The 25,393-nt window shown below is 38.3% G+C and carries 19 protein-coding genes and 1 pseudogene; 2 read left to right on the plus strand and 18 right to left on the minus strand.

The annotated features are described in order from the left end of the window. Positions 1-33: 33 nt before the first annotated feature. Together H4J56_RS11550 and H4J56_RS11555 are read right to left on the minus strand one after the other, a co-directional pair. Positions 34-1,275 (minus strand): CaiB/BaiF CoA-transferase family protein, encoded by a 1,242-nt coding sequence (locus H4J56_RS11550; protein WP_182259336.1) that lies wholly within the window; start codon positions 1,273-1,275, stop codon positions 34-36. Beyond that, the gene (locus H4J56_RS11555) at positions 1,275-2,456 is read right to left on the minus strand and encodes an acyl-CoA dehydrogenase (protein ID WP_182222437.1); all 1,182 of its coding nucleotides are present in this window, start codon (positions 2,454-2,456) and stop codon (positions 1,275-1,277) included. The genes H4J56_RS11550 and H4J56_RS11555 overlap by 1 nt, the downstream gene beginning before the upstream one ends. 132 nt (positions 2,457-2,588) lie before the next feature. Here H4J56_RS11555 and H4J56_RS11560 point away from each other — a divergent pair, with 132 nt between their 5' ends. Continuing rightward, on the plus strand, positions 2,589-3,470 hold the full coding sequence (locus tag H4J56_RS11560) for a LysR family transcriptional regulator (RefSeq protein WP_182215951.1): 882 nt from the start codon (positions 2,589-2,591) through the stop codon (positions 3,468-3,470). 78 nt (positions 3,471-3,548) lie between these two features. Here H4J56_RS11560 and H4J56_RS11565 read toward each other — a convergent pair whose 3' ends face one another. Together H4J56_RS11565 and H4J56_RS11570 are read right to left on the minus strand one after the other, a co-directional pair. After that, positions 3,549-3,983 (minus strand): GNAT family N-acetyltransferase, encoded by a 435-nt coding sequence (locus H4J56_RS11565; RefSeq protein WP_182215950.1) that lies wholly within the window; start codon positions 3,981-3,983, stop codon positions 3,549-3,551. A 214-nt stretch (positions 3,984-4,197) separates the two neighbouring features. Further along, complete coding sequence (locus H4J56_RS11570) at positions 4,198-5,043, minus strand: carboxylate/amino acid/amine transporter (RefSeq protein WP_182215948.1); 846 nt, start codon at positions 5,041-5,043, stop codon at positions 4,198-4,200. A 191-nt stretch (positions 5,044-5,234) separates the two neighbouring features. Here H4J56_RS11570 and H4J56_RS11575 point away from each other — a divergent pair, with 191 nt between their 5' ends. After that, positions 5,235-7,418: a prolyl oligopeptidase family protein gene (locus H4J56_RS11575; RefSeq protein ID WP_182259337.1), complete on the plus strand. Its 2,184-nt coding sequence runs from the start codon at positions 5,235-5,237 to the stop codon at positions 7,416-7,418. 228 nt (positions 7,419-7,646) lie between these two features. Here the strand turns inward: H4J56_RS11575 and H4J56_RS11580 are convergent, their stop codons facing one another. The 14 genes and pseudogenes from H4J56_RS11580 to H4J56_RS11645 form a co-directional block, all read right to left on the minus strand. Further along, entirely contained in the window at positions 7,647-8,471 is an 825-nt protein-coding gene (locus tag H4J56_RS11580) for a hypothetical protein (protein WP_182222439.1), read from the minus strand. Positions 8,472-8,803: 332 nt separating this feature from the next. Next, a complete protein-coding gene (locus H4J56_RS11585) occupies positions 8,804-9,589 on the minus strand; it encodes a tetratricopeptide repeat protein (protein WP_182259338.1) in 786 nt (261 codons plus the stop codon). Positions 9,590-9,594: 5 nt separating this feature from the next. Next, positions 9,595-9,954 (minus strand): hypothetical protein, encoded by a 360-nt coding sequence (locus tag H4J56_RS11590; protein ID WP_182259339.1) that lies wholly within the window; start codon positions 9,952-9,954, stop codon positions 9,595-9,597. 48 nt (positions 9,955-10,002) lie between these two features. Continuing rightward, positions 10,003-10,215: pseudogene (locus H4J56_RS11595) on the minus strand (RHS repeat-associated core domain-containing protein); the annotation flags it as partial. A gap of 177 nt (positions 10,216-10,392) precedes the next feature. Further along, a complete protein-coding gene (locus H4J56_RS11600) occupies positions 10,393-11,928 on the minus strand; it encodes a Fic family protein (protein WP_182259341.1) in 1,536 nt (511 codons plus the stop codon). A 206-nt stretch (positions 11,929-12,134) separates the two neighbouring features. Continuing rightward, positions 12,135-12,686 carry a hypothetical protein gene (locus H4J56_RS11605; protein WP_182259342.1) on the minus strand — a complete coding sequence of 184 codons (552 nt, stop codon included), beginning with the start codon at positions 12,684-12,686 and terminating at the stop codon, positions 12,135-12,137. 613 nt (positions 12,687-13,299) lie between these two features. Beyond that, positions 13,300-17,994: an RHS repeat domain-containing protein gene (locus tag H4J56_RS11610; RefSeq protein WP_182259343.1), complete on the minus strand. Its 4,695-nt coding sequence runs from the start codon at positions 17,992-17,994 to the stop codon at positions 13,300-13,302. Positions 17,995-18,573: 579 nt separating this feature from the next. Next, positions 18,574-18,888 (minus strand): DUF4144 family protein, encoded by a 315-nt coding sequence (locus tag H4J56_RS11615; protein ID WP_182259344.1) that lies wholly within the window; start codon positions 18,886-18,888, stop codon positions 18,574-18,576. Positions 18,889-18,942: 54 nt separating this feature from the next. After that, complete coding sequence (locus H4J56_RS11620) at positions 18,943-20,391, minus strand: NAD(P)/FAD-dependent oxidoreductase (protein ID WP_220465946.1); 1,449 nt, start codon at positions 20,389-20,391, stop codon at positions 18,943-18,945. 429 nt (positions 20,392-20,820) lie between these two features. Continuing rightward, positions 20,821-21,090, minus strand: a complete 270-nt coding sequence (locus H4J56_RS11625) for a hypothetical protein (RefSeq protein WP_182215934.1) — start codon at positions 21,088-21,090, stop codon at positions 20,821-20,823. Between the two features lie 113 nt (positions 21,091-21,203). Continuing rightward, on the minus strand, positions 21,204-21,614 hold the full coding sequence (locus tag H4J56_RS11630; protein ID WP_182259363.1) for a PaaI family thioesterase: 411 nt from the start codon (positions 21,612-21,614) through the stop codon (positions 21,204-21,206). A gap of 138 nt (positions 21,615-21,752) precedes the next feature. Continuing rightward, positions 21,753-22,133 carry a VOC family protein gene (locus tag H4J56_RS11635; RefSeq protein WP_070376776.1) on the minus strand — a complete coding sequence of 127 codons (381 nt, stop codon included), beginning with the start codon at positions 22,131-22,133 and terminating at the stop codon, positions 21,753-21,755. A gap of 233 nt (positions 22,134-22,366) precedes the next feature. Continuing rightward, the gene (locus H4J56_RS11640) at positions 22,367-24,652 is read right to left on the minus strand and encodes a xanthine dehydrogenase family protein molybdopterin-binding subunit (RefSeq protein WP_182222613.1); all 2,286 of its coding nucleotides are present in this window, start codon (positions 24,650-24,652) and stop codon (positions 22,367-22,369) included. 6 nt (positions 24,653-24,658) lie between these two features. Beyond that, positions 24,659-25,153, minus strand: a complete 495-nt coding sequence (locus H4J56_RS11645) for a (2Fe-2S)-binding protein (protein WP_182259345.1) — start codon at positions 25,151-25,153, stop codon at positions 24,659-24,661. Between the last annotated feature and the right edge of the window lie 240 nt (positions 25,154-25,393).

Genomic DNA, 25,393 nt, shown 5'->3' on the forward strand with positions numbered 1-25,393 from the left:
GAGATAACCGCTAAGCTTTGCTGGTTCTTACGACTAAGCAACAACACCTTGCTCAAAAGCACTTGAGATAATGGCGTCATCATAGTTAAGCATATCCTTTAAAACAAAGTAGGTATGCTGTCCTAACTCGGGTGCTGCACTATGGTATTGCAGAGGTGTCGCCGACAGATTAATGGGTGATGCCACAACATCGATTAAATCGCCATTATCGTTTGGCAGTTGCTTAACCATAGCTCGGTGTTTTATTTGAGGATGGTCAAATACTTGCTCTAGGGTATTTACCGGTCCACAAGGTACTGATATCAATTCAAGTTGCGCTATCCACCACTGCGTTGTTTGTGTCTTTATTTTTTTAGCCAATGTCGACACCACATCGTCTCGATGAAGAACCCGTTGAGCATTCGTGCTATAGCGGTCGTCTGCTGCAAACTCGTTTAGCTGACACAAATGACAAAACCTTGAAAATTGGCTGTCATTGCCGATGGCTAAAATTAAGTCACCGTCTTGGGTGGTAAACGTTTGATAGGGCACGATGTTTGGGTGTGCATTACCTAATCGAGGTGGGTTTTCATTAGTGGTTAAGTAATTCATCGCTTGATTAGCCAGCATTGCTGTTTGAACATCAAGTAAAGCCATATCAATATATTGACCACACTTGGTGTGATGCCTAGCCATAAGAGCGGCTAAGATAGCGTTACAGCTATATAGCCCTGTCATAATATCCACGACTGCAACCCCAACCTTCATTGGACTGCCTTGCTGTTCACCGGTAATACTCATTAGGCCACCCTCGCCTTGTATCATGGCATCGTAACCGGGTTTGTGAGCATAAGGACCCGTTTGCCCATAGCCAGTAATTGAACAATACACCAAATTAGGATTAATTTTTTTCAACTCAGCATAATCTAAACCATATTTAGCTAAATCACCGACTTTAAAGTTTTCAATAAAAACGTCTGACTGCGCCACTAAATCTTTAATGATCTGTTGACCTTGCTGACATTGAATATCAATGGCAATAGATTTCTTGTTGCGATTAGCGCAATGAAAGTACGCCGCTTGTGGCGGTTGACTGGCTGTTTGGGGTTTTACAAAAGGAGGCCCCCAAAAGCGGGTGTCATCACCTACTTTTGGCCGTTCAACTTTTATCACCTCAGCCCCCAGATCAGCGAGCATTTGCGAGGCCCAAGGCCCCGCAAGTATCCGGCTTAAATCGACTACCTTGATACCTGCTAATGCCGATGGAGGGTTTACGTTTTTAGGAGTATCTGTCATTAGCAAAAAGCTTGTAAACCGGTAATGGCACGACCTAAAATCAGGGCATGAACATCATGGGTACCTTCATAGGTATTAACCGCTTCAAGATTCATCATATGGCGAATAACCCCATACTCATCACTGATGCCATTGCCACCGTGCATATCACGTGCAACACGAGCAATATCAAGCGACTTACCACAATTATTACGTTTCAATAGTGAAATTAATTCAACCGGACATTGATCCGCATCCATTAACCGTCCCATTTGTAAGCAACCTTGTAGACCAAGACTTATCTCAGTTTGCATATCGGCAAGTTTCTTTTGAATTAATTGGTTAGCAGCCAAGGGGCGACCAAATTGCTCACGGTCTATCGTGTAAAGTCTTGCGGCATTAAAACAGAACTCTGCAGCCCCTAAAGAGCCCCAAGCGATGCCATAGCGCGCTTTATTTAAACAACCAAAAGGCCCTGCTAAGCCTTTAATCTCTGGGAACATATTTTCATCGGGTACAAAAACGTTATCCATAACAATTTCGCCAGTGATTGAAGCACGTAAAGAAAATTTGCCCTCGATTTTCGGTGCTGTTAACCCTGTCATACCTTTTTCAAGCACAAAGCCGCGAATTATTCCTTCAAACTTTGCCCAAACAACAAACACATCAGCGATAGGCGAATTGGTGATCCACATTTTACTGCCCGTTAAAGCATAGCCACCCTCAACTTTCTTGGCGTGCGTGCTCATTGAAGCAGGATCACTACCTGAATTAGGCTCAGTTAACCCGAAACAACCCACCCATTCGCCGGAAGCAAGTTTAGGTAAATATTTCATCCGCTGCTCTTCTGTACCATAGGCATAGATAGGATGCATAACGAGTGATGATTGCACACTCATCGCGCTACGATAGCCACTGTCAACGCGTTCTACTTCACGAGCGATTAAGCCATAGCTAACATAATTAACTTCACTGCCACCATACTTAGCAGGCAAAGTAGCCCCTAGTAAACCCAATTGACCTAATTCACGCATTATTTCTCGGTCAAAATGTTCATGTCGATTGGCTTCGAGTACTCTGGGCATCAATTTTTCTTGGCAATAATCATAAGCGGTATCGCGTATCATACGCTCTTCTTCGGTTAATTGATTATCAAGGAACATCGGGTCTTGCCAGTTGAAAGGCGTTAATTTGTCGCTCATCAGGTAACTCCATTAGTAGGCGGTTATGCGCTAAAGTTTATATTTATACGTTAACTCTATCCTCAAAATAAAAATAAATATAATATATAGTTATTATATTTATCATAACTTTTACTTATCAGTAGGCTTAATATGAATTTAAAGCGTTTAGCATATTTTTGTCAATTAGCCTTATTAGGCAATTTTACTCGGGCTGCACATAAAATAGGTATTGCTCAGCCAGCGTTGAGTATAGCTATTCAAAAGCTAGAACAAGAAGTTGGTTTGAAGCTAATTAATCGTACCGATAAAAACTCCTTATTAACCGCTGAAGGTGAAGTGCTCTATAAACTGGCAACACAATTATTAAGCCAAGCAAAACAAGTTGAATTAGAGTTAGAAGAACTGAAAGATTTAGAACGAGGTACCATTCGCTTTGGTGTTTCCGCGATGATGGGCTCATATTATTTTCCGAAAGTATTAACGGCATTTAAGCAAAAGTATCCAAAAATAAAAATACACTTGATTGACCAAGGCACAGCGGCACTCGAGAAAATGTTAATGAATGGCGAACTCGACTTAGCCTTGATCCGCGGTGATTTAGAGAATCAACAACTGCGTTATACCGAACTTATTGATGAGGAAATTGTTGCTGCTATGGCGATTTCACACCCGCTAGCAAAAGAAGAAACTTTATCATTGGCACAATTTTGTCAAGAGCCACTGGTGTTGTTTCATCAAGGTTATTTTTTACGTGAAGTGGTTAGCCACTATGCAAAAGCGCATAACTTATCATTAGACATACGTATGGAAACGAATCTTATTGAACTGCAAAAATCATTGGTTCGCAATGAAGTAGGTATCACTACCTGTTTATCGCGTATTTTGCAAAATGAACAGCAGATAACATCAATTCCGTTTGAACCAAAACTCGCCTTTAAATTGAGTTTGGCATGGAAAAAAGATCATTACCTTTCTAAAGCGAGTAAAGCTTTTATGACTTGTTTAACCTCTACACTCGATCCCATCAACTAAGTATTTTTTGCTGGCTATAGCTTAGGCTTAGGCAACATAGAAAATTATCTTCGTTGTTTTGGTCTTTATAGATTGACCTTATGTTGAACTTAATATGCCAACATCGATTGCCTGCTGTTCATTACTAAAAATAGCCATTGCCGTATTCATTTGTTTAAAGCCAAGCTTTTTATAAAAACCTTCTTTACCCGGATTAGCATATAATATTATTTTTTTATGTCCGAAAGATAACTCAACTAATTGATTAATCATTTTACGCCCTAAGCCCATCCCCTGATATTCAGGATGAATGGCAACGTCACATATATATGAACAATCAAGTCCGTCAGCTAAAGCTCTCCCTGCACCAATAAGCTTTTGTTTTTCATAAATAAAGCATTTAAACTTACTGTTTGAAAAAACAATATTAAGGTCGTCTTTGGCTTTATTACCTAAAGGCGCAATACGATATAACCTTGATAACTGCTGCCAATCAATGTCGGCTTGGTCGTAGACCCATGAAAAATTCTGCATATATTCCTTATTTAACATCACAACAAGTGGCTAACAATTGTCGACTATTATCGTAAAATAATGACTAGTCTTTTTATCATCTTTTATCAATAAAAGAGAAACCGTAAGCACGTTATAAAGCGCTGTTCATTGTTTCAGACAACTAAATTTAGTCATTGCCCTTTTGAATAAAGTCGTACGTTGAAACTAACAATAAGTAGAGCCTTTATAAATACTATTCTCTATTATTTATATGGTTGAATAATAATGCGGCTAAAATAATTCCCGCGCCAATACTTAACTTCACTAGGTCGGCATCTCTGTTCCAAATAAGTACGTTCACAATAATACCTGCTGGAATAAGTAAATTATTCATCACGGCTAATGCACCGACATTGACTAAGGTAGCACCTTTATTCCAGCCAAAGTAGCCTAAACCCGACGCTACAATGCCTAGGTAAATAAGGACACCCCATTGCGTTGCTGTATTGGGTAATTTATCTGAATTGCCGAATAAGGCATAGCAAACAACAGCAACGATTAATGCACCAATAAAAAACCAACCAAAGACCGTTTTATCATCTAACTTGCTATTAGCCATTAAGCGTTTGTAAGTAACTTGTCCAGTTGCAAAACAGATGTTGGCGGCTTGTACGAGCAGAAAGCCTGTCCAAAAGTTGCTGTTAATACTTTCATAACGGATAGCTACAGCGCCACCGACGGCGATAACGGCAGTTAGAAAAAATTTAGGGTTAAAGTGTTTTTCAAGGGCATCATTTAATAGCGTAATATAGATAGGCGTCATTACCGTAAACAATAAGACTTCCGGTACAGATAAATATAAAAAGGAATGATAATAAAAGCTATACATAACGCCAAGTTGCACAGCGCCTATCATCATAAGCTTTAGCGCTAAGGGCTTTGGTGTTTGTGTTAATTTCAAAAAAGGTAAAAAGACTAAGGTAGCAAGCGTTATACGCATAAGCACGCTAAACCATGCATCAACCTGCCCTGCCAAATAAACGCCAATTAAACTAAATGAAAATGCCCATAGCAGGGTAACTGCAAATAAATAGCCCATAAATTCTATCGTTAAGTAATTAATGACCGCAGTCTATCTGTTATTAATTACGGTATAAACAATAAAAGATCGCAACAAGCTATATAAAGACTAAACCAAGCAAAATCAATTATTTCAGCTGCGACTTGAATGTAATGCCGAACTCTGTTTATATTGATGCATATTCAGCAAAATCTTAATAGAAGGGAACTATGTCTGTATTGAATCACCCCAAGAAAACCCTATTTTTATGCGCAGCACTTTCACTCACCGCTTGCCAAAATGATAAAGAACCTAATAAGGCCCCCGTAATGAAAGTGGAAAACCTTGATAAAACTATTACCTATGACACCTTAGGAAAAACTGATCAAGATCATTTATATCTTGAGGAAGTTTTAGGTGACAAAGCATTAACTGAAGTAAAAAGCTGGAATACCCGCACCCTCGACCGCCTAATGGCAGACCCTCTATTTGAAAAAATGAATAGCGAAGTGTTGGAGATTGTTAACAGTAAAGACAAAATTCCATACGCGTCTTATCGAAATGGAGAAGTGCATAATTTTTGGCAAGATGAGCAACATGAAAGGGGGATATGGAGAAAATCGACCCTCAGTAGTTACCTTTCAGACACTCCGGTTTGGCAAACTGTTTTAGACTTTGACGCTCTGTCAAAAAGTGAAAATAAAAACTGGGTCTACAAAGGCAATAACTGCCTTTCACCTGATTATGAAATTTGCATGGTCAGCCTTTCTGATGGCGGTAAAGATGCCGTTATTCAACGTGAGTTTAATACCAAAACTCAAACTTTTGTAACCGATGGTTTTATCACCCAAGAAAGCAAAGGCAGTATAGATTGGCTAGACAAAAACACCTTAATTATCGGGGTTGATTTTGGTGAAAACACCATGACAACATCTGGTTACCCTATGGTTTCTAAAATATGGCAACGCGGTACTGCTTTATCGAGTGCCGTTGAAATTGACCGTGGCGAGCAAACAGATGTTGGCTATTGGGGGGGCATAACAGAGCTAAGTGATGGCCGCCGCGAAATTATTACTACCCGGGCATTAACCTTTTATGACACCGAATATTATTGGTTTCCACGCAAAAGTGATGGCAGCATCAGTGAAAAAATCAAATTACCAATACCTAAAAAATCAAATTTAAGTGGTGAGTTTAAAGGGCAAATGATTGTCAAATTAAACGAAAACTGGCGTGGATTCAAACTAGGCGACCTAGTCAGCTTTAACATTGATGATTTTATGAATGATGGCAAAATTGACCTTGTTAACCTTGTTTTTAGTCCTGATGAAAAATCTTCAATTGGTAACTTTGACGTCACAAAATCTAAAGTACTGATGAGCATCTACCATGATGTAACCGGCTCTGCTCATCAATTCGATTGGCATGACAATAAATGGACCTCTAAAAAATTAGACTTTCCAGCTAATGGCTCCGTCTCAATTGGCAGTACCAACAGTAAAGAAGAAATTGCTTTTATTTCAGCAGAGAGCTTTCTTAATCCTGACACACTTTATACTTATAACACCGCAACAGGCGAAAAAGCTAAAGCGAAATCTTTACCTAGCTGGTTTGATGCTGAAAGCATGGTTAGTGAACAATTTTTTGTTTCTTCAACCGACGGTACTCAAGTTCCCTACTTTGTTGTTCGACACAAGAACACAAAGTTAGATGGTAAAAACCCAACTCTTTTGTATGGCTATGGCGGCTTTGAAGTTTCTCTAAACCCTAGTTATTCGGCTACTCGCGGAAAGTTGTGGTTAGAAAGAGGCGGTGTCTATGTCTTAGCCAACATTAGAGGCGGTGGCGAATATGGACCTAAATGGCATCAGGCTGGTTTAAAAACCAATCGCCAACGTATTTATGATGATTTTATTGCTGTCGCTCAAGATTTAATCACCAAAAAAATAACGTCTCCTGAGCATTTAGGTATCGAAGGTGGCTCAAATGGAGGCTTGTTAATGGGGGTGATGTTTACCCAACGTCCTGATTTATTCAATGCGGTAATATGTGCTGTGCCCCTGCTTGATATGATGCGCTATCATACCCTATTAGCAGGTGCCTCATGGATGGGCGAATATGGCGACCCTGAAAACGAAATTGAAGGTAAGTTTTTGCGGAGCATTTCGCCTTATCATAATATTGACCCTGCTGTAGATTATCCAGAAGTCTTCTTTATAACATCGACTAAAGATGATCGTGTCCATCCGGGACATGCTCGAAAAGTAGCGAAACGCATGGAAGACCAAGGGCATAAATTTTTATACTATGAAAACATTGATGGTGGGCACTCTGCTGCTGCCAACCTTAAAGAAACCGCCAAGCGAATCGCACTGCAACATACTTATTTAATGCAAAAGTTAGCAAATAATTAACAGTTTTATAGCGTAAAACTGATGATAGTGGCAGGATAATTCGCAGCACTTGTCTAATTATCACCGTAGGTTTTTTGAAGTCTGTTTAACGTCGTTAAACAGACTTTTTATTAATAGCAGTAACGAAGTCTTGTTATCAATAGCTATAAGGAACTTCGTTTCCGTACCTTTATTTAAAGTACCTTTCGAGGCTAATATGGGTAAATAAATACCCACAACCTTAGAACTCTAGCTTTTGTCTTTTGATATTTGATGAATAAGTGATGTACCCCAATCATTCATTCCATCGCCAATAGCACCGACCATCAGCGACAAATACTTTTTCCCGGTAGCTTGCTTATAAAAATTACTATATTCATTTAGATCTTCATTACTGATGTCACGATAAATAAAATATGACGTTAAAACCATTTGCTGTTCCATTGAAGGCTTTATATTGACCGCCATTTGTTCTAATTGAGCATCGAGTTGCGTGGCAAGCTCAACATTTTCTGGTTGGGTGATTTTCAACGCTTCAAACATATTTTCTAACATCGCCATCATCAAATTCATCCCTTGTTCTACAATTTCTGATGACTCAACATAATGAATAATTACTTTTGTTCTCTCAGGAGATGGCGGGCTTGATTGCAACTCAGCCATATAAAGCATTAAGTTTTGCTGAAACTTTGGATCGGTAGATTGAAGCTCAGCACTTACAACGCGAGAAGCAAGATCACTATCCAACCACTTAAGAATCGGCTGTAGTTCAGCTAATGAGACATTCTTCCTTATGTTTTCAGTCATTTTGTTTAGCATCACATCAGGATTTAATGACGATACAAACACTTGCATAAATTTTTCATGTTCAACTGGATTTTTAGCCGTTAAAGCCATTTGTTGTCCCATCGCTTGCAATTGTAGCGGTAGTCCTTCAATTGACTGGGTTATCCCTGATTTATCCATTAACTGATATATTTGTTTATCTGTTATCTGATCATTGGCATACGATGTTGTGATGATAGTCGACACTAAAATAATGCAGCGAGCTATAAACGTAGTAAATTTTTTCATGTTGTTCTCCAGGTTTATTAAACTATATGTTTAAAAATCTTTAGTGACTTTACCATTAGAAGTAAGTCGCTAAATTCCATTAAAAACTATCTATAAATACAAGTTATGCCCCCTTTTCATTATCAACCCCACAAACAAAATTCTTACGAACTGTGCGACCGCAAATGAGATAAAAAGGTGTATCCAATAAAATAATTTTTTGTGAACTAGGCTTAGGCATAACGATCACCCGACTTATTAAGGGTAACTTAAGTCTAGTTTATTAAAAAAAAACAGCATAAGTTATTATGGGTGGCCTAATAAGTGGTGACACCTGACTTTCAACTGCGGAGTTATTGTTCCTCTTTATTCTCTTTTGCTATTCTTTCTAGGTAATTCTTCTTCCTTTCATTTAATCCATCGATAAATTCTTGAGATTTATACCCATTTAGTTTCGCTTTTTCAAGCCATGAATGGGCAAGTTCAAACTCAACATCCCCTTTGTTATCACTCCACCGATGAGCATACATTTTACCTAGCCAATACATTGCTTCAGAATCACCACTTTCAGCTGCTTGACTTAGCAATTTATCTGCTTTTGCCGAAAATGTATCAATCATAAAAAGGAATATTCCATATTGCTTTAATGCCATTATGGAACTATCAATAATGGACTTTTCATACCAATATATAGCTAATTCATTATTCTCATTTTTTACTTTTGCTTCTGTTGCATCAATAGCTCTAATAGAATAATTATTTCCTACAAGAAGTTGTGCTTTTCTATGGTCATTCTTAGCCGCGCCAAGAAGCCATCCAAGAGCAACATCGCTATTTTTTTCTAACAAGTTTCCTGCTTGATACATTGAACCTATAGTAAATTGTGCTTCTGTATGGCCTGCGTCACCAGCTTTAATCATAAATTTAAATGCTTCTGTTAGATGTTCATTTAATTTAGGATCATTGTTACTATTAACAAAGTTAAATATTTCATATTGACTATTAATGTCTCCGTCAATAGCAGCCATTTTAAGCTCCTGATATTTTATAGTAATATCATTTTCACTATTAGCAACCTTCTCATTGGTTTGCCCAATTACGCAATACAAAATGACGAATAAATACAACAATACTTTCATGATTATTAATTCCCTGTTGGAGAGGTTAGTGCGATATCCCCAGCCTGCTTAAGTAAGACTTTAAAGTTGTGAACAATCCCAGAGGCAGGAACTTGTGCCTGAACCGCTAGATCAACTTTACTAACATTCAATAGAACTGCACCAGTAAGATTACCATTTGAATCAGCAGATACTGAAGGAGTAACATTCAACTCATCTGGCCCAAGTTGTTTTCCGAGCGCTACACTATGCGTTGTTTCTCCTGTAGCTTTATCCTTACTTGCGCCAAATGATATTGGGCCAAGTTCATCAAGTTTTGTTGACGCTGTGTCTGATGTAGTTCCGTCTGCACTGGTTGAGGTAATTGAACCATCAAGATTTACCATTGTTACTACAAGATCTATTTTAACCGTAATATCTTTGAGTATTGGTTTTTAAACTTCACTTTTATATGAATCTTCACCCTCCATACCTGTCGGGTCAGTATATTTATAAGGGTTATTATTCGCATATGTGTATCTACCAAAAGAGTGTACCGAATTTCTAGGATTCCAACCAATCGGGTCATTACTATAAAAACGTCCGATAACTGGATCATAGTATCGTGCCTGCATATAAATAATCCGAATCTTGATCCAGACTACTTTCTTTTGAAATGGGAATAAAGTGCTTTGTAGAGAGGGCCTTACTTCCTTGGCTGTATTTTAAAGAACATCATCAATTCGTCACTGAATCGCATAAATTTAGCATATTTAATGAACAGTTAGTAAACAGTATTGTTCTCTCATATGCTTACTAACTATTCATTCTATTAATGGTTAAGTTTAATCAACCTCAAACACCTCTTGATATTTACTTTCTATTTCTTTTACTTCGACATCAGTTAGTGCAGAGAACTCCTTAGTTTTGGCCCTCTTCGATAATTGACCATTACTCTGACGCAAAAAATTAAGTAGTAAACTTAAACTCTTCTGAGGCATGTCGAATCGATTATTTACATAGTTCCAAATCTCATCGTATCTTTCGAGATAAAGAACTTCCTCAGGAAGAACTGTGTCTACTGTCTCTTTTACACACTCAAACAAAAACTCTACTTGGCACGTCATATCACCATATCGATATAAGTCAGCCGTTTCGTTTGTTACATGAACATTATTATCTTCGGTCGGTTTCCATTCGATATACTTTAAGCGCGGTTGTGTAAACTGCTCTAACACGGCTTTGTACTCTTCTATTCTTTCTAAAATCACCGCTGAAACGGGAAAGATTACGCCTTTAGGTGTGAAGCCACTTTCAGCTAATACATGATGAATTAAGTAGCGATGAATTCGTCCATTACCATCTTCTAACGGATGAATAATTACAAACGAAAAGGCAATGATTGCAGCAGCTAAAACAGGATGAAATCCTGAACCTTTCATTAGTTCATAAGCACTTAGATAAGCAACGAGCAGTTCATCTATATCTTCTGGCTTTGCAGATATATGCTCAGGTATTGGTATGTTGGTCACACGATCATGCTCACCTACAAAACCGCCAACGCAACGAATTCCCGGCAGGATAAATCGACGATCAGGAATTACGACTTCTTGCAAACGTTCTATCTCATCTACGGTTAATGGTTGCATGCCTGCTTGACCGATGATTTTCCCCCATCGCTCTATACGATTATGAGGAGGCGATTCTCCTTCAATGGTATACGAAGCCTTAGAATCTGAAAGCAGCAGAAAAGCAGCGGCTCTTGAAAGTAAATCACTGTGAACAGCTCCTATATTTTTTGCCGCTTTTTCGTCTAAATTCTCCCCAATATATTGAACAAGCTTCTCTGTTTTTTTAATTAAAGGACAAAAACCATTAACACCAGGTAAGTTGTTATTTATTCGTTGGCGTGAAACTTTGGTTTTGGCGCAGCCAAATTGTAGTTCTTCATTTAGCGCGTCAACATAGTTCCCAGTAGTAATATCCTCAATGGGTAGTACTTGCGTAGTAAGCCATTCATAGAAAAACCAAATTCGACGGCTATAAGCACCTGTTATTTCATTTTCAATTGAGGCGGTAATGTCTTCTGTTGCCAAAGCGCCAAAGAAACTTCGCATAATAGCTAAATCTACACCTTCGTATTTCAACGCAAATGTTAATTGTGCAAACCAATGGGATTCAGGCTGATAACGGCTTCCCCATATTAACCACCTTCCTTTACTGCGCTTAGCATTCTTAGCTGGAACAATTGCACAAATAGCATTAGGAGCAGGAACTCTTAGTTGGAATTCATTGATAAGCCAAGCATATCCAACCAGCTCTGCCCCAGGCTCTGGGTATACTTCTTCATCAAAAAACTTTGCGCGTTTAGCTAATACCATATTACCAACCTAAAAATGATGATTTACCATGAAAAACGATTATCACCCATGAAAAGTAATTATATAAAGTATTACTTCATGAATAATAATTACAAACTATATTATGACTGAAAACTTAAATCAACTGCGTGAAAAACAATTACTAGGCGTGAAATATGATTATAATGAATTAGGTGACGTGAATTCTGGTTATTTATTGGTGAGTGTCATAGTAATCCCTTCAAAGGTAAGAACAATAACTTAATCAAAATAAAAGCCATTAAAGCGATGCAAGCAAGTGCAACATACAATCTTGGATCATTAAACTCGAAATCCAACGACCCACTACCATCGAAGGTTTTACCTAGCATGATCGAAAACAATACAAAGAACGGAATATTTATAAGCGCCTTTACCCTGAAATTATGATAGAAGATCAATGAATGAAATTTAATACCTTTAGGTAAAAGTACTACTGATAAGCTGAGCATGAGAACCACTGATACAACAAACGTTTGAGCCAACAAATATATGCCTAGTGCAATCTCATCTACTACTTTTATCGTTTTTAGTTCATATAAAAATGGCACATAGGTGCTTGCTAGTTTTGCCAGTACAACAAATAAAGCTAATGATGTGACCATATCGCCAATAGCTTTTACTTTGTTATCTTGAAAACTTTGTTCTTTAATGCTTGAATTTCGAAGCAGAGCTAAAGCCCGTTGTGAAAACCCCAACAAACCAACTCTATCCAGCATTTCTTTAATGATTTCTTTCAACTAGTAACCCCTTAAGATTTTATAGAGAAATTCATTCTACTCTAAAGCGCAAAAATTCACTCATTAGGGATTATGCATTGATTAAGTGCTGGACAATATTATTTAGCATTGAAGCAACAAAAAGCCTCGCGAGTGCGAACCACTAGAACAGCAGAGTACGGGGCTAATGTTCAATCCCTTTTGGCTTCAAAAGCAGCCAAAAATAAAGCCCCCGACAGGGGCTTTGGATTCAATATCCTAAATGCTAACTTTAAAAAATGATTACTAATTTTGAGCTAAACAATTAGCAGGCTAATGAAGACCTACAACATACATTTGATAGAGCGCTGTTAAGCCAATAATTGTGTATATGACAACCGTTGTTAAAGCAAAATAGATTAGTATTTTTAGTTGACCATCAAACAGCCCATGCCTCCATTTATTTATCAATATCCCTATAAGTAATAATATATTTGCAGCTAGAATGACAAACGAAAAATTTATCAGGTAGGAGCCGTCACTAAGATCTATTAGGTTTGAAAGAAGCCTCCTAACAGGAGTAGGAAATAGAGTCAACAAAATTATGATATCTAATAATGCGACTGAGAGAAGTGCTATAACGTTAATAGGCATATTAATTTATCTCCTTATCTTTAAATTCAACTTGATCTCTATTGCTATTACCGGGAGATGATTTAAGGCTATCAGGAAGGATAACTGTCGAACCTTGAGCCTTATCAGCAACAGCGGAAGCCGCACTATTACTATTAACTCCAGTGTACGAATACTCCTTATTTTCAACCACTGAAGTTGCAGCATTATCTACGTCTGAATCATTAGCTATGATTTGAGTTATATGATCTCCCAAGTCTTCAGTATTAGAACTAAGAGCTTCCCATGCTGCTCTGTCAGTAGCTCCGGTAGTACTTGATGTACCCTGAGTTTTTCCTGTTACTTTCCCCATTATCCCTTTTCCATTATTTCCATACGAATGAATTGTTGCATTCTTATCCCCAACAAAATCAGCATTTGAAACTATGAAATTGTGATTGGCAACCATACCAATAACAGGATTATTAATTGGCCTACTAACTAGAAATGAAGCTTCACCAGTAGGATCTATGTACTTATAAGGGTTATTATTCGCATAAGCATAACGGTTAAAGCTATGAATATCACGGAATCCTATCGGATCATTTGAGTAGAAACGCCCTATAACTGGATCATAGTATCGTGCCTGCATATAACTTAAGCCGATATCAGTATCGAACTTATGTCCGGTATAACCTACATCATCACTTTGTGTTCCAATCGTTTCACCAAAAGGTTGATAGTGTAGAGTTTTTATAATCACTCCCGCTAAGTTACTAAATGCCGCAGGACTGCCTAAATAATCAGTATGAATGAATTCTACACTGGAATTTTTTGTAGCGACTAATTTACCACCTAAACGGTAGTAATCTTTGTTAACACCACCAACTTTTCTAAACATTAGCTGACCAGATAAGCTGTACATCGAATAACTTAAGCCTGAACCATCGTTTGTTTTCACTCTTCGGTTATGGCCATCATAAACATAAGTATTGCCACTTGCTTCGTCCATTTGACCGGCAACATTATACGAAAAGCTATCATGACCATTTGAGGTGACATTCCCTCTACTGTCGTAAAGAAAGTTATATGATTTACTTCCTGTGGTGTAATTTAAACGGTTTAAGCTGTCATAAGCATACCCAATCGATTTAGAACCTATCTTATAGTAGGTAATATTACCTTTGGTGTCGTAATTAACATCTCCTGTACCCGAGTAACTATCGGTGATCAGGTTTAACCTATTAAGCCCGTCATAAGTTGCTTTTAAGTCATAGGCATTATTTTTTTGGTCATCCAAGAACGTCAAATTATTATTTGAGTCGTAGGTCATGGCCTGTTTTATCGCATAAGTACCACTTCTTACATCATAGGTTGAAGCAAGTAAGCCAGCACTGTTTAGCGTAGCAGAATACACAAAACCATTGCTATAATTATGAGACTTAATAGCACCTAATGCATGATACTTAGCATTCGTTGCGTAATTACCCACTCGCAATTGTTGACTTAACGCATTATGCTTGACATTCATCACTTGCCCGCTGGGATAAGTGATTGAACTTTGATTACCTAAATTATCCGTTTGATAAATTAAGTTGAAGGTATTTCCGTCTATAGATAAGCTTTCAGAGGCCAATCCCCCTAAACTATTGTATGAATAATGATTAGCAACACTTCCGGTATTAAGGGTAATTAACTGACCATTTCTATCATAATAAAAGCTTTTGTTTGCTCTATCATCCTCATATGTTTCTGAAATAGTATTTCCTCTGTATCCATAGACGTAATTCGTTTTATTTGAACTACTTACTAAACTATCGCACGAGGTGGTACTAGTACTAATTGACGTTCCATAAGCTTTCCAGCTTAACTGTCCGACACTATCAAATGAATAAGCTCTCGGGCCAACATCCTCTCTAACAACTTTACAAAGCTTTTGATAATCATCATAAACGCGGTATTCATGCTCTCCGCCTTGGCTAACGCTGCTAACATTACCGTAGATATTGTAGGCCATACTTGTACTAACATCAGCGGGTGAGTTAATTAAAATAGGCATTGATTGACTAGGTGATGCATAAGACAAATAAGTGGTTGTGGTAACATTGCCTTTATTATCATTAACTTCTACTTTGTCATTAACCAAATATCGATAAGATATTTGACCTGAAATGGCATTGTTATTAACCGTCTTTGGACGCCCTAGTCCATCATAGCTGTAATTAACACCATAATAAGTAGACGCAGAACTTGTCTGCTGACTTTGAAAAGTTGGTTTATTTAAGTAGTTAAAGTTTGTTCTTACATACCTTGTTGTATTACTACTATCGCCGTTATCCCACTCTTTTACGGCCAATGGCCTCAATAGTCCATCATAAAAAGTCTGTTTACGGTAGTCACCTTGAATAACCGTTTGAACCGTCATACCTGAAACTGTTCCTGGAACGCCAATACCACCTGATGACTGTGAATATGAAATATTGGTATTTGACCATTCTTCGTCACAAGGGTCTATTAAGGTTAACCGCCCTAAAGTGTTATAGCTGTAGTTTTCACAGTTACCTTCAAAATCCGTTACTCGAGTAACCTGAGCATTGGCATTGACTATTCGATAACCATATTGAGAAACTGTACTGCGGCTCGTAGGTGTCTGAATAGTTCTAGGAATTCCACGATAATAATTTGAGTATTTTACCCACTGATTATTGGCATTTCTTGTTATTTTATTAGGTAGACCATTCGATAAGTAGGTGTAATTGGTATGCCAACGACCAAAAGAGTATTGGTTAGCGGGTTGTGATTTGTAGATCCCCGCAGCAGAGTGATAAGTCGTTTTTGCTACTTCTTCATAAATAGTACCGTTAAAGACCTTTGTTTGATATGGCCGACCAATTAGCCAGTATGTTGGATCATTATTATAGGTGGTTTGAATATATTTATGTTTGTTACCATTAGCATCATTGTATTGGTGTGCCTGCGTTGGGTTACCATAAATATCATATGAGGTGGTTAGGTGAGTAAAAACATCTTTACCACCTACTCTATAGTATTCTTTTACTTCAGAAGCAATTAACGCTCTGTTTGAATGAGCAACACCACTGCTTAACTCAAATCCCACATTACCAATATTTTGACGAGTAAATGTTTTCTTTGTTTGGAGCAGCATCGCGCCGTTTGTATCAAATTCTTCTACAGCGGCTAAGCTACCATCTAAGTAACTGGAGTAATCACGGTTATGATAATATTTTGTTCGACTGTTATCTGGAGCTATTACTTGTGTCCATTTATAATCTTTATTATTGATATTGCTCGGTAATGTACCCTTTAATAACATACTACTTTGGATATTTTCATTAGCGGCAAAACCTGTGTTTTCAGAGTAATCATAATTCCATGTCATCTTGGACATTCCCGGTCCATCTAACACTTTTTCAATAATAGACATGGTTGCGTAGCATTGTGGCTGTATATAGGGGCCGTTATTACTGGTAGTGGTTACAAGCGTGTTACTTCTTCCTTGAACTTTTCCTTCAAATTGAAATGTGCCAGTTACACCATCAGGGTGTGTGATACTTGCAGTACTGTTTTTTGGTGTATAATTTATGGTGTATACACAATCATCCATTTTGTCACCGTTCCTGGTACCAACAGTTGGTTTAGCATTTCTATATGGGCTTAAATCAAAAAACCAGTTTTTACCATCAGGTCTGGTGACAGAATCTAGCCCTTCCGTACTCCCATATGAATATGTCCAATGACGTCCGTTATAAGAAACTTTAGTAATATGATTTAGATGGGATCCCGTTCCATAAGTCATAAGAACTGTTCTGCCATCACTGGACGTTATTGAAGTTAGCTTGTTACCAGAATAATTATACTGAATCCAATTACCGAAACGATCTTCTACTTTTGAAGCCAACATAAAGGCTTGATACCGAGAAGTAACTTTATAATCTCGATAAATACCCTTAGAGGATATTAATCTCATTTTGTCAAAAGTGTACTTAAGCCCATCGGGTGAGTGACCGATAAAGCCTTCGCCATTGCCACCTGAACGAGTAAAACAATCGAACTTCCAATTAGATTTTGTTTTTCTACCGTTTTTTTCAACTAACTTCTCTTGCCGACCCGGTAAAATAAGAGAGTCACCGTTCCAGTATTCATGAGATTCAAACACGTTACCATGATCAGAAATTCCGCCAGGGTTTAAGGAACCAGAGCATTCTTTGCCTATTCCCCATGAACCTGAATATCGAGAACCATTAAAAAGTAGTGTGGTATGAATCGCGGGAATTTCAAGTAACCAATCATCAAAAAAAGCTGAATTATAAGCAGTTAAACCGGCAGCTTCAGGATAGAACTTTCGAGCTATGACAATGTCGGGGCCAATCCCTTTAGCCACCAAATCAGTATGGCTAAATCCTATCGTGCCAGAGTTAAGGTCAATATGCTCGCCAAGTAAGTCGGTTGTATAAGGCGTAACAGAATCTTTTACAGACATACGCGCTAAGATATCTTCATTGGCAATACCATAAGCATCCCCACCACCAGGTTCGTCTCCGGGATCACCACCGCTAGGAGGAGCTAAAGTAGACATTTTTGTTGATGACTTGTGCGTTGTTGGTAAGTTTTGGCTAACAATTGCTGAAGTAATTTCCGCAGTCATTGCTTCATTGAATGGAATTTGTTTAGCAAATGCCATTATAGGTAAAATTAATGCTATCGTTAAATATCTCATAGAAATCCCTTATCTATTAATAATTACAATAATATTCAGTTACTTATTTTAATAACTTATAAATAAAAGTTAAAAGACAGCCAATAAATTAACCAGGTACACCCAAACTAATCTACTTTTTCGAACGCTGGTTAAAAGATTATTTCATTTTATTTAAAGCTGTAAATGCTTAAGTCTTCCAATTTCAAATAATGAAATATTCGCATAACTTTTTGTTTACTTGTTTGTATGGATATTAAGAGCTGTATATTATCCATACAAAAGTAAATTAAAAGTTAATATAACGTAAACATAAAATAAATATAGTTGCTAAATATCGCTAAAGCAATTTATGCGTAGACATTAATGAGAGAAAAGAAATAAAGTTATGGCTGTGTATAAAGTTTTATAAAAGGCGTATTTATAAAATAATTTTATGTGTTTGATATCATGAGTTAATTAACAAAATGATGATGCTATTAAATAAATAATAGCGTGTAATAATAGGCATTTATTATGTTTTATATAAAAAAATCGCTAATTAACCCTAATAGATAGGCTTTAAGGGAGTTGTACCACTCATTAGCTGTTCACTTTGATTTAATAGCGTAGTGAATTAATAGCATCTGCTACTGTTAAGAAATATATTTTAGTGAGACAAAGCTCCGCCTTACTAAACTCATGAGCACGGATCAAATCTAAAACTTCCGCTATAATGACTGTTCGCCCTGTTTTAACTAGCACTCGTTGTTGTGATACACATTCTATTAAATAGTAAACACCCATAGAATCTATAACATAATCCTCATCGCTAAGAATTAAATCCTGACATTCTGAAATAAAATCTAGCGCAGAGGCTAAATATGTAAGCTCATCTTCGCCTTCTAACTTTAAAACACATGGCCAACAGATCATAAAAATTCTCTATAAATATAACGGAAAAAACAAGCCTGCTCAGTCAATGTTTACTTACAAGCCATCTCTTTGAAGGCAACGGCCCCTGGGTTCATCACCCTCATGAAGCACAGTGTCGGTATGTAGGAACTTTGCCGCTTCTGCAGAATCTTTCACTTTAGAGGCACTGCGCGCTAGCATTTCTGCTTCAAACTCATTGAGGACACTTTCCCTTATGCCAGCATCTCGCCATTGAGATAATGGCCGACATCCTATCGATATGCCTCGTGCAAGCGACAACGCATCGAGAAGCGCTTGATTTGCTCCCTGTCCTTTGAATGGGCTCATCGGGTGAGCCGCATCACCAATGAGCGTCGATTGTTGCCCTTGCTGCAATAATTTTGCTTCGAGTAATGGCCGGTCATACACGGGATAACCAGAAACTTGAGCCACCAAGGTAGCAGCTAAAACTTGTGGTATAGGGTCATGCCACTGAGTTCTTCGACACGCTTCGTCTTTTAATGCCTGAGGACCTTTAGCGCTTAACGCCTTAGCTTCCGCTTCAGGCATCGGAAAACTCAGCTGCCACATCACAGAGTCAGACGCATAAGGCATCATATAAATACGTTCATTACCATTCGCCGTTTGAAAAACAGTCGCTGAGTCCAGCAGTGAACTTTTAAGTCCTTCGAGTGCCGCCAAAGGACAAATACCCAAGATAACAATACAGTCTAAGTAACGTAGAGGTGTTTTATCATCAGTTACCAGTAATTTTCGCACTGAACTGCGAATACCATCAGCGCCAACAACAAGATCGGCCTTGGCGCTTTTCAATTCACCTTCGACCTGAAAACTCAAATCAATACCTCCCCCCAGCGACTCCTTATAACCTACTAATTGGTGACACCATTTTACTTGGTTATCACCGACGAGTTGCTTAAGTAAAGCTAAACGCAAAGATTGGCGAGCGATATGAACATTGGTGCGTTTAACCGACGATTTCACCGCAGAGGGGTGCCACTTTCTGATCCCCCATTCACCAATAACTTTACCCGTGGTGGTATGAACAACATGCCTAGTTGAAATAACGCCTTGGGTTAACACAGAAATGCCAAGCCCTGCTATCGCTCTACTGGCTTGTTGTAATGTCAGTCCGTAACCCTGAGAGCGAGTATCAAAGCCACTGTCTCTTTCATAAAGTGTAAAAGGAATACCGCGGTGTAAACAAGCAACTGCTAGCGCAACACCGCCGATACCGCCGCCGATAATAGCAATATGTGGGTAGTTTTCTTTATCTGCGATGGTAATATTTTTCGCCTGAACAAGGCCAGTTCCATTGCAATTTAAACAATCAAATAAATGTCCCTTAGGACGAACTGGAGGTGTACCTTCGCTTTGTTTTTGTTCAAATTCATCCAACTGACGCTGATACTGAAGTCGCATTTTTTTGCGTGGTCTTTTATTTTTTTGACCAAGCCCTTGGCACTGCTGACAAATGGTCCAATTAATTTCTTCGTTGTTCAACTTTATAAGTTCCTGTTTATTTGACCTGATTTTAACTTCACTTTTGCGGAAAAATTCGTGTTAACAACTCATGTTAGAGTTAAATGCCAAGCGGTACATTTCACTAAGGCTATAACAATTAAATGGCTTACTATATCGTTGCAATTAATAATAGCAGTAATTATTTAGCCATAATTTTGCAAGAAAAACTGATGGGCTAGGATTTTAGACTGCTTTTTATCAAGAAGACATTCATTTGATGAAAACATTAACGCTATAGCGAAAAAACAGTGAATATATAGATTCGATATTCGATAAATACGCCACTTAACGTAGCGACTTGTAATCGAATAAGATGTTACCTTTATTTTAGCGTTCAGCTTAGCATATATAGTACCAACGCCAATGGTAGAGTAATTAATAGCCGATTAAATTAGCAGTCGATAGTGTTTATTCTTGCCCAGTTTTACATATTTTTTGAATGAGCATTGAAACCGACAACGCAATTAATAAGCCCATAAAAAAATAGATGGCGATTAAGTACTTCCCTAAATCAGATGCTTGTATTTCACCATTAACTAATACACATTCACCTTTGCTGTAATTGAAGCTACCACCATTATCTAAGCATTGATCAACCAAAAAGAAATCATTAACTAACCAAATAGCAACAAAACTAATGATGACACCGATAAACTGTGGGATAGAATTTTTTTTCATAAGTTCCTAAAGACATAACAGAAGGTCAAGTAACACGTCATTGTTGATAATAGTGTAATACAAAATGAGGCTCGAACGATAATTATCCCTGCTTCTTTATAGACTTATTTAATTTATCTTGCTTTAGGTATTGAATAAGTTCCAACAACATGTGCTACAGGGTTTACATCACCTTCGGAGTATAAGGATACCTCTCCAACAATGAGTGACTTCCCTACTTTTAGTAAGGTACATTTACCAATAATATCTTTGCTTGAAGAGGGTTTTCTCAGAAAGTTAATGGTTAGGCTGGTGGTCACAGCAAGAGAAACGATGCCTATTTCACCAAGAATAGCCACATATAGAGCACAATCGGCAACGGTCATTAACACGGGGCCAGATACAGTTCCACCTGGCCTTAATTCATCAAAACCTACGGAATGCCTTATTGTTGCTGATTGTTCTCCAACAGCTTCAACAATGCACTTGGCCTGTGGAAACTCTGTTCTCATAAAGTCTGTTACTTCTTGCTTAGTCGCCAAGATAGTTCTCCAAAAAACACTAAACTAAAGGCAAATAATACTGACTGTAAGATGTCTAAAAGCCACTACTTCGGACATGCTTCAAGCTGTTTTGCCCTTACTTTTGTAAATTATTATGGTAGTAAAAATTAACACTTATTTTTAAACGATTCGATGAAGCGCACAAATTTTGTTATCTGAGGGATCACGTAAATAAGCGAGATAAATCTTACCTATCGTTCCATCTCTTACACCCGGAAGGTCTTCACACGCACGACCACCATTAGCAACACCCGCTGCGTGCCATGCATCAGCAATAGCGGTACTCTCAGCTGCGAAACCAATAGTAGAGCCATTACCATGACTAGCAGGCTTACCATCTATCGGCTTACTTAGTGCAAAAACTCCGTTTTTGGTAAAATAAAAACAACGACCTTTGGCGTCAATTACACCAGGCTCGTGGCCCATGGCACCAAGAATGGCATCATAAAAAACCTTTGATTGTGCGACATCATTTGCGCCAATCATTATATGACTGAACATTTTTTTCTCCCTATTAATATTAATCAGGCCATTAAAGGCCAATGAACTTGTCGGCTATAATATTTATTTTTTAGCTAGCCAATTTAATAAGACAATTAAGTACTACCTTATCTTTTACTGACTTATAAAAAAAGCCTTTAGTGACGTATTATCGACACAAAAGGCTTTGTTATTATTACCTATGACCATCTTTCTTATTGGCCATATTAACTATTCAAAAAACTAATAATATTTTATGTACTTACTAACGCCGCTGACTTAATAGGTAAATCTCGTACTCTAACTCCTGTTATCTGAAAAATAGCATTGGCGATAGCGGGCGCTATTGACACAACGCCTGGCTCACCTAAGCCAACAGGAAACTCTTCGCTTTCAACAAATTCGATATCAAGCTCAGGCACATCATTCATTCTTAATGGAGTGTAGGTATTTAAGTTAAGATTACTTACTTGACCATTTTCTATCGGGCTTTGTTCGTGTAATGCTAAGCTTGTTCCCCATAGCATTGACCCTTGTACTTGAGCTAAAGCGCCATCAGGATGAATAATAACGCCGGCATCAGCAATCATAGTCAATTTCTTAACCGTGATTTTGCCAGAGCTAGGTTCGACATGTACTTGAGCGGCACAAGCCATCCAAGCCGGCATGGTACGTTCTTGTCCCGCACTTATCGCAACACCAATCGCTTCGTTTTTTCCTAACTTAACATTGGCGGTCTTTTCTTTTAGCCTAGTTAATACGTGAGCTAACCGCTTAGCACCACCAACACTTTCTGGTGCTTTACCCGCTTGCTTTCCTAAACCATCAAGCATGGATAAACGAAAATCAATAGGATCCATTTTACTTTGATGCGCTATTTCATCAATAAATGATTCTAATCCCCAAACAATCCAACCCTGCCCTACGGATCTTAACCAACCAGGCAACATAGTTTGTTGTGCTAGGCTATTGTTAGCCACGCGCACACGATGGTTTTCCATGCTGTACCAATGATCTGCACCACTGGTGGAAAACATATCGACACGAATTTTTTTATCTAGACTTTCAGGCATAAACCCTGGCGCCATTGATAAGGTTGGCCAACCCGCAGCAAGTGCGTGTTGCATGCCGGTAAATTTATTTTTTTGATCAAATAACGCTTGAAACGAAACAACCGAAGGCGATCTTGGTTGGTCAAATCTAGAGTCATCTTCTCGGGTAAAGACCATTTTTACCGGTTTGCCAATAGCTTTAGCCGTTAATACAGCTGGAATCGCATAATCGCCAAATAAACGACGACCAAAGCCACCGCCTAAGTATTGCTGATGCATAACAACATTTTCATCTGAAACTTGTAGCGCTTTAGCGATCGCTGGCAAAGTTAACGACTGCCATTGATTACCGGTATAAACGTGCCACATACCATTTTTTTCTTCTACCGTTGCGTTAACTGGCTCCAAAGCAAAATGTAACGCGGTATGGGTGCGGTAAACAGCATTAATAGATTTATCTGCTTTGGCACTCGCCGCTGAAAAGTCGCCGTCATTAATAAACAACCCACCTTCGTTTTCATCAGCAACTAAACGCTCACCTTCTTTAATAATATCTTGCTCGCTAACTTTGGCTGTTTTACCCGCTTGATAGCTTACTTTTAACGCATCGCCGGCTTTAATCGCGCCGTAATAAGTATCAGCCTCGACACTCACCCAGCCCTGAATGTTTTCACTTGGGTCTTGCAAAATATGATAGCCAAGATAACCTTTAACCTTTTTAGCCGCACTATCATCAACATTGGTGACCTTAGTGCCATAACGTGTTGGTGGAACAATAGGTCGAGCATAAACCATCCCTTCCAACTCAACATCAATACCATAAACCGCCGAGCCATTGGTTTTATCGGGAATATCGAGGGCTAAACTAGGCTTGCCGACTAATGTTCTTTTACTGGCTGGTTTTAAGGGTAAGGCATCAATTTCTTTTGGTGTAAAGACACGATTAAAGGTGCCCTGAGTGACAATTTCACCAAAACTTAACGATTGTTCTTGATAAATTACTGCACCATTTTCAACACGACATTGCTCTGCTGGGCAATTCAATATTTTTGCCGCGGCTTCTATTAGCGCAATACGACCGGCTGCCCCAGCCTGAGAAAGTGGCTTAAACGTTTGAAATACTGACCAAGAACCGCCCGTGACCATATAACCCCATTTAGGGTCAGTGTCTACATGAGTAATAGAGACTTTAGACCAATCTGCGCCTAACTCATCCGCCACAACACGTGCGAGTGCCGTACCAATATGCTGCCCCATTTCTGCCTTAGCAATATTAATGTTCACATCGCCCTGTGGGTTAATTTCAAACCATACCGTTGGCGAAAATAATTTATTTTTCAGAGTTTCTTGTGGGCTTTGCCCGATATTGGCGGCGCTAGCTAGGGGGGCGAAAGCCATTAATAATGTACTACTGACCGTACCAACTAAAAAACGACGGCGAGATAAGCTGACATTGTTTTTTGCATCTTTAATATTTTGCATTGTCATACGCCTTTATGATTGTTGGATTGAAGAGCGTGGATCAAACGTTTGTACATCGGCTGACATAACATCTGCAGCACTTTTAATGGCGCTTTGAATACGGATATAGGCCATACAACGACATAAATTGCCGCTCATATGATCGACAATTTCTTGGTCACTTGGCGAAGTATTACTGGCTAGCAAAGTTGCGGCCTGCATAATTTGTCCAGATTGACAGTAGCCGCACTGAGGTACTTGTTCATCGATCCAGGTTTGCTGCAATGGATGATTGTTGTCTAAACCTTCAATCGTGGTGATATTTTTATTTGCGGCGGCTATTAATGGAAAAGAGCAGGTTCTGATCGCCGCACCATCGATATGTACAGTACAAGCACCACACATTCCAATACCACAGCCAAATTTTGTGCCTTTAAAGCCAAATTCATCACGGATAACCCATAATAAAGGCGTGTCTTCCTCTGCAGTAGAGGAAACATTTTTCCCATTTAACTTGAATGCAATCATAACTTTCTCTCCAAAACTGAGCTAAAAAATTATCAACTCATCTATTTATTAAGTACACCACTTATTAAAGTAGCTGATTTTTATTTCTGATTATCTCTGTATTAACAGATTGAATTATTTTCAACAGCGCAAACTTCTACCTTAAGATAAACTTTGAACAACTTATTGATAATTATATAATGATGCGTTTATTTATAGTTAACTTATGCCTAAAAAATCAAAAGTTTAAGCAATAATATT

This window comes from Colwellia sp. BRX8-4 (genome assembly GCF_014077345.1).
Classification (GTDB): Bacteria; Pseudomonadota; Gammaproteobacteria; order Enterobacterales; family Alteromonadaceae; genus Colwellia_A.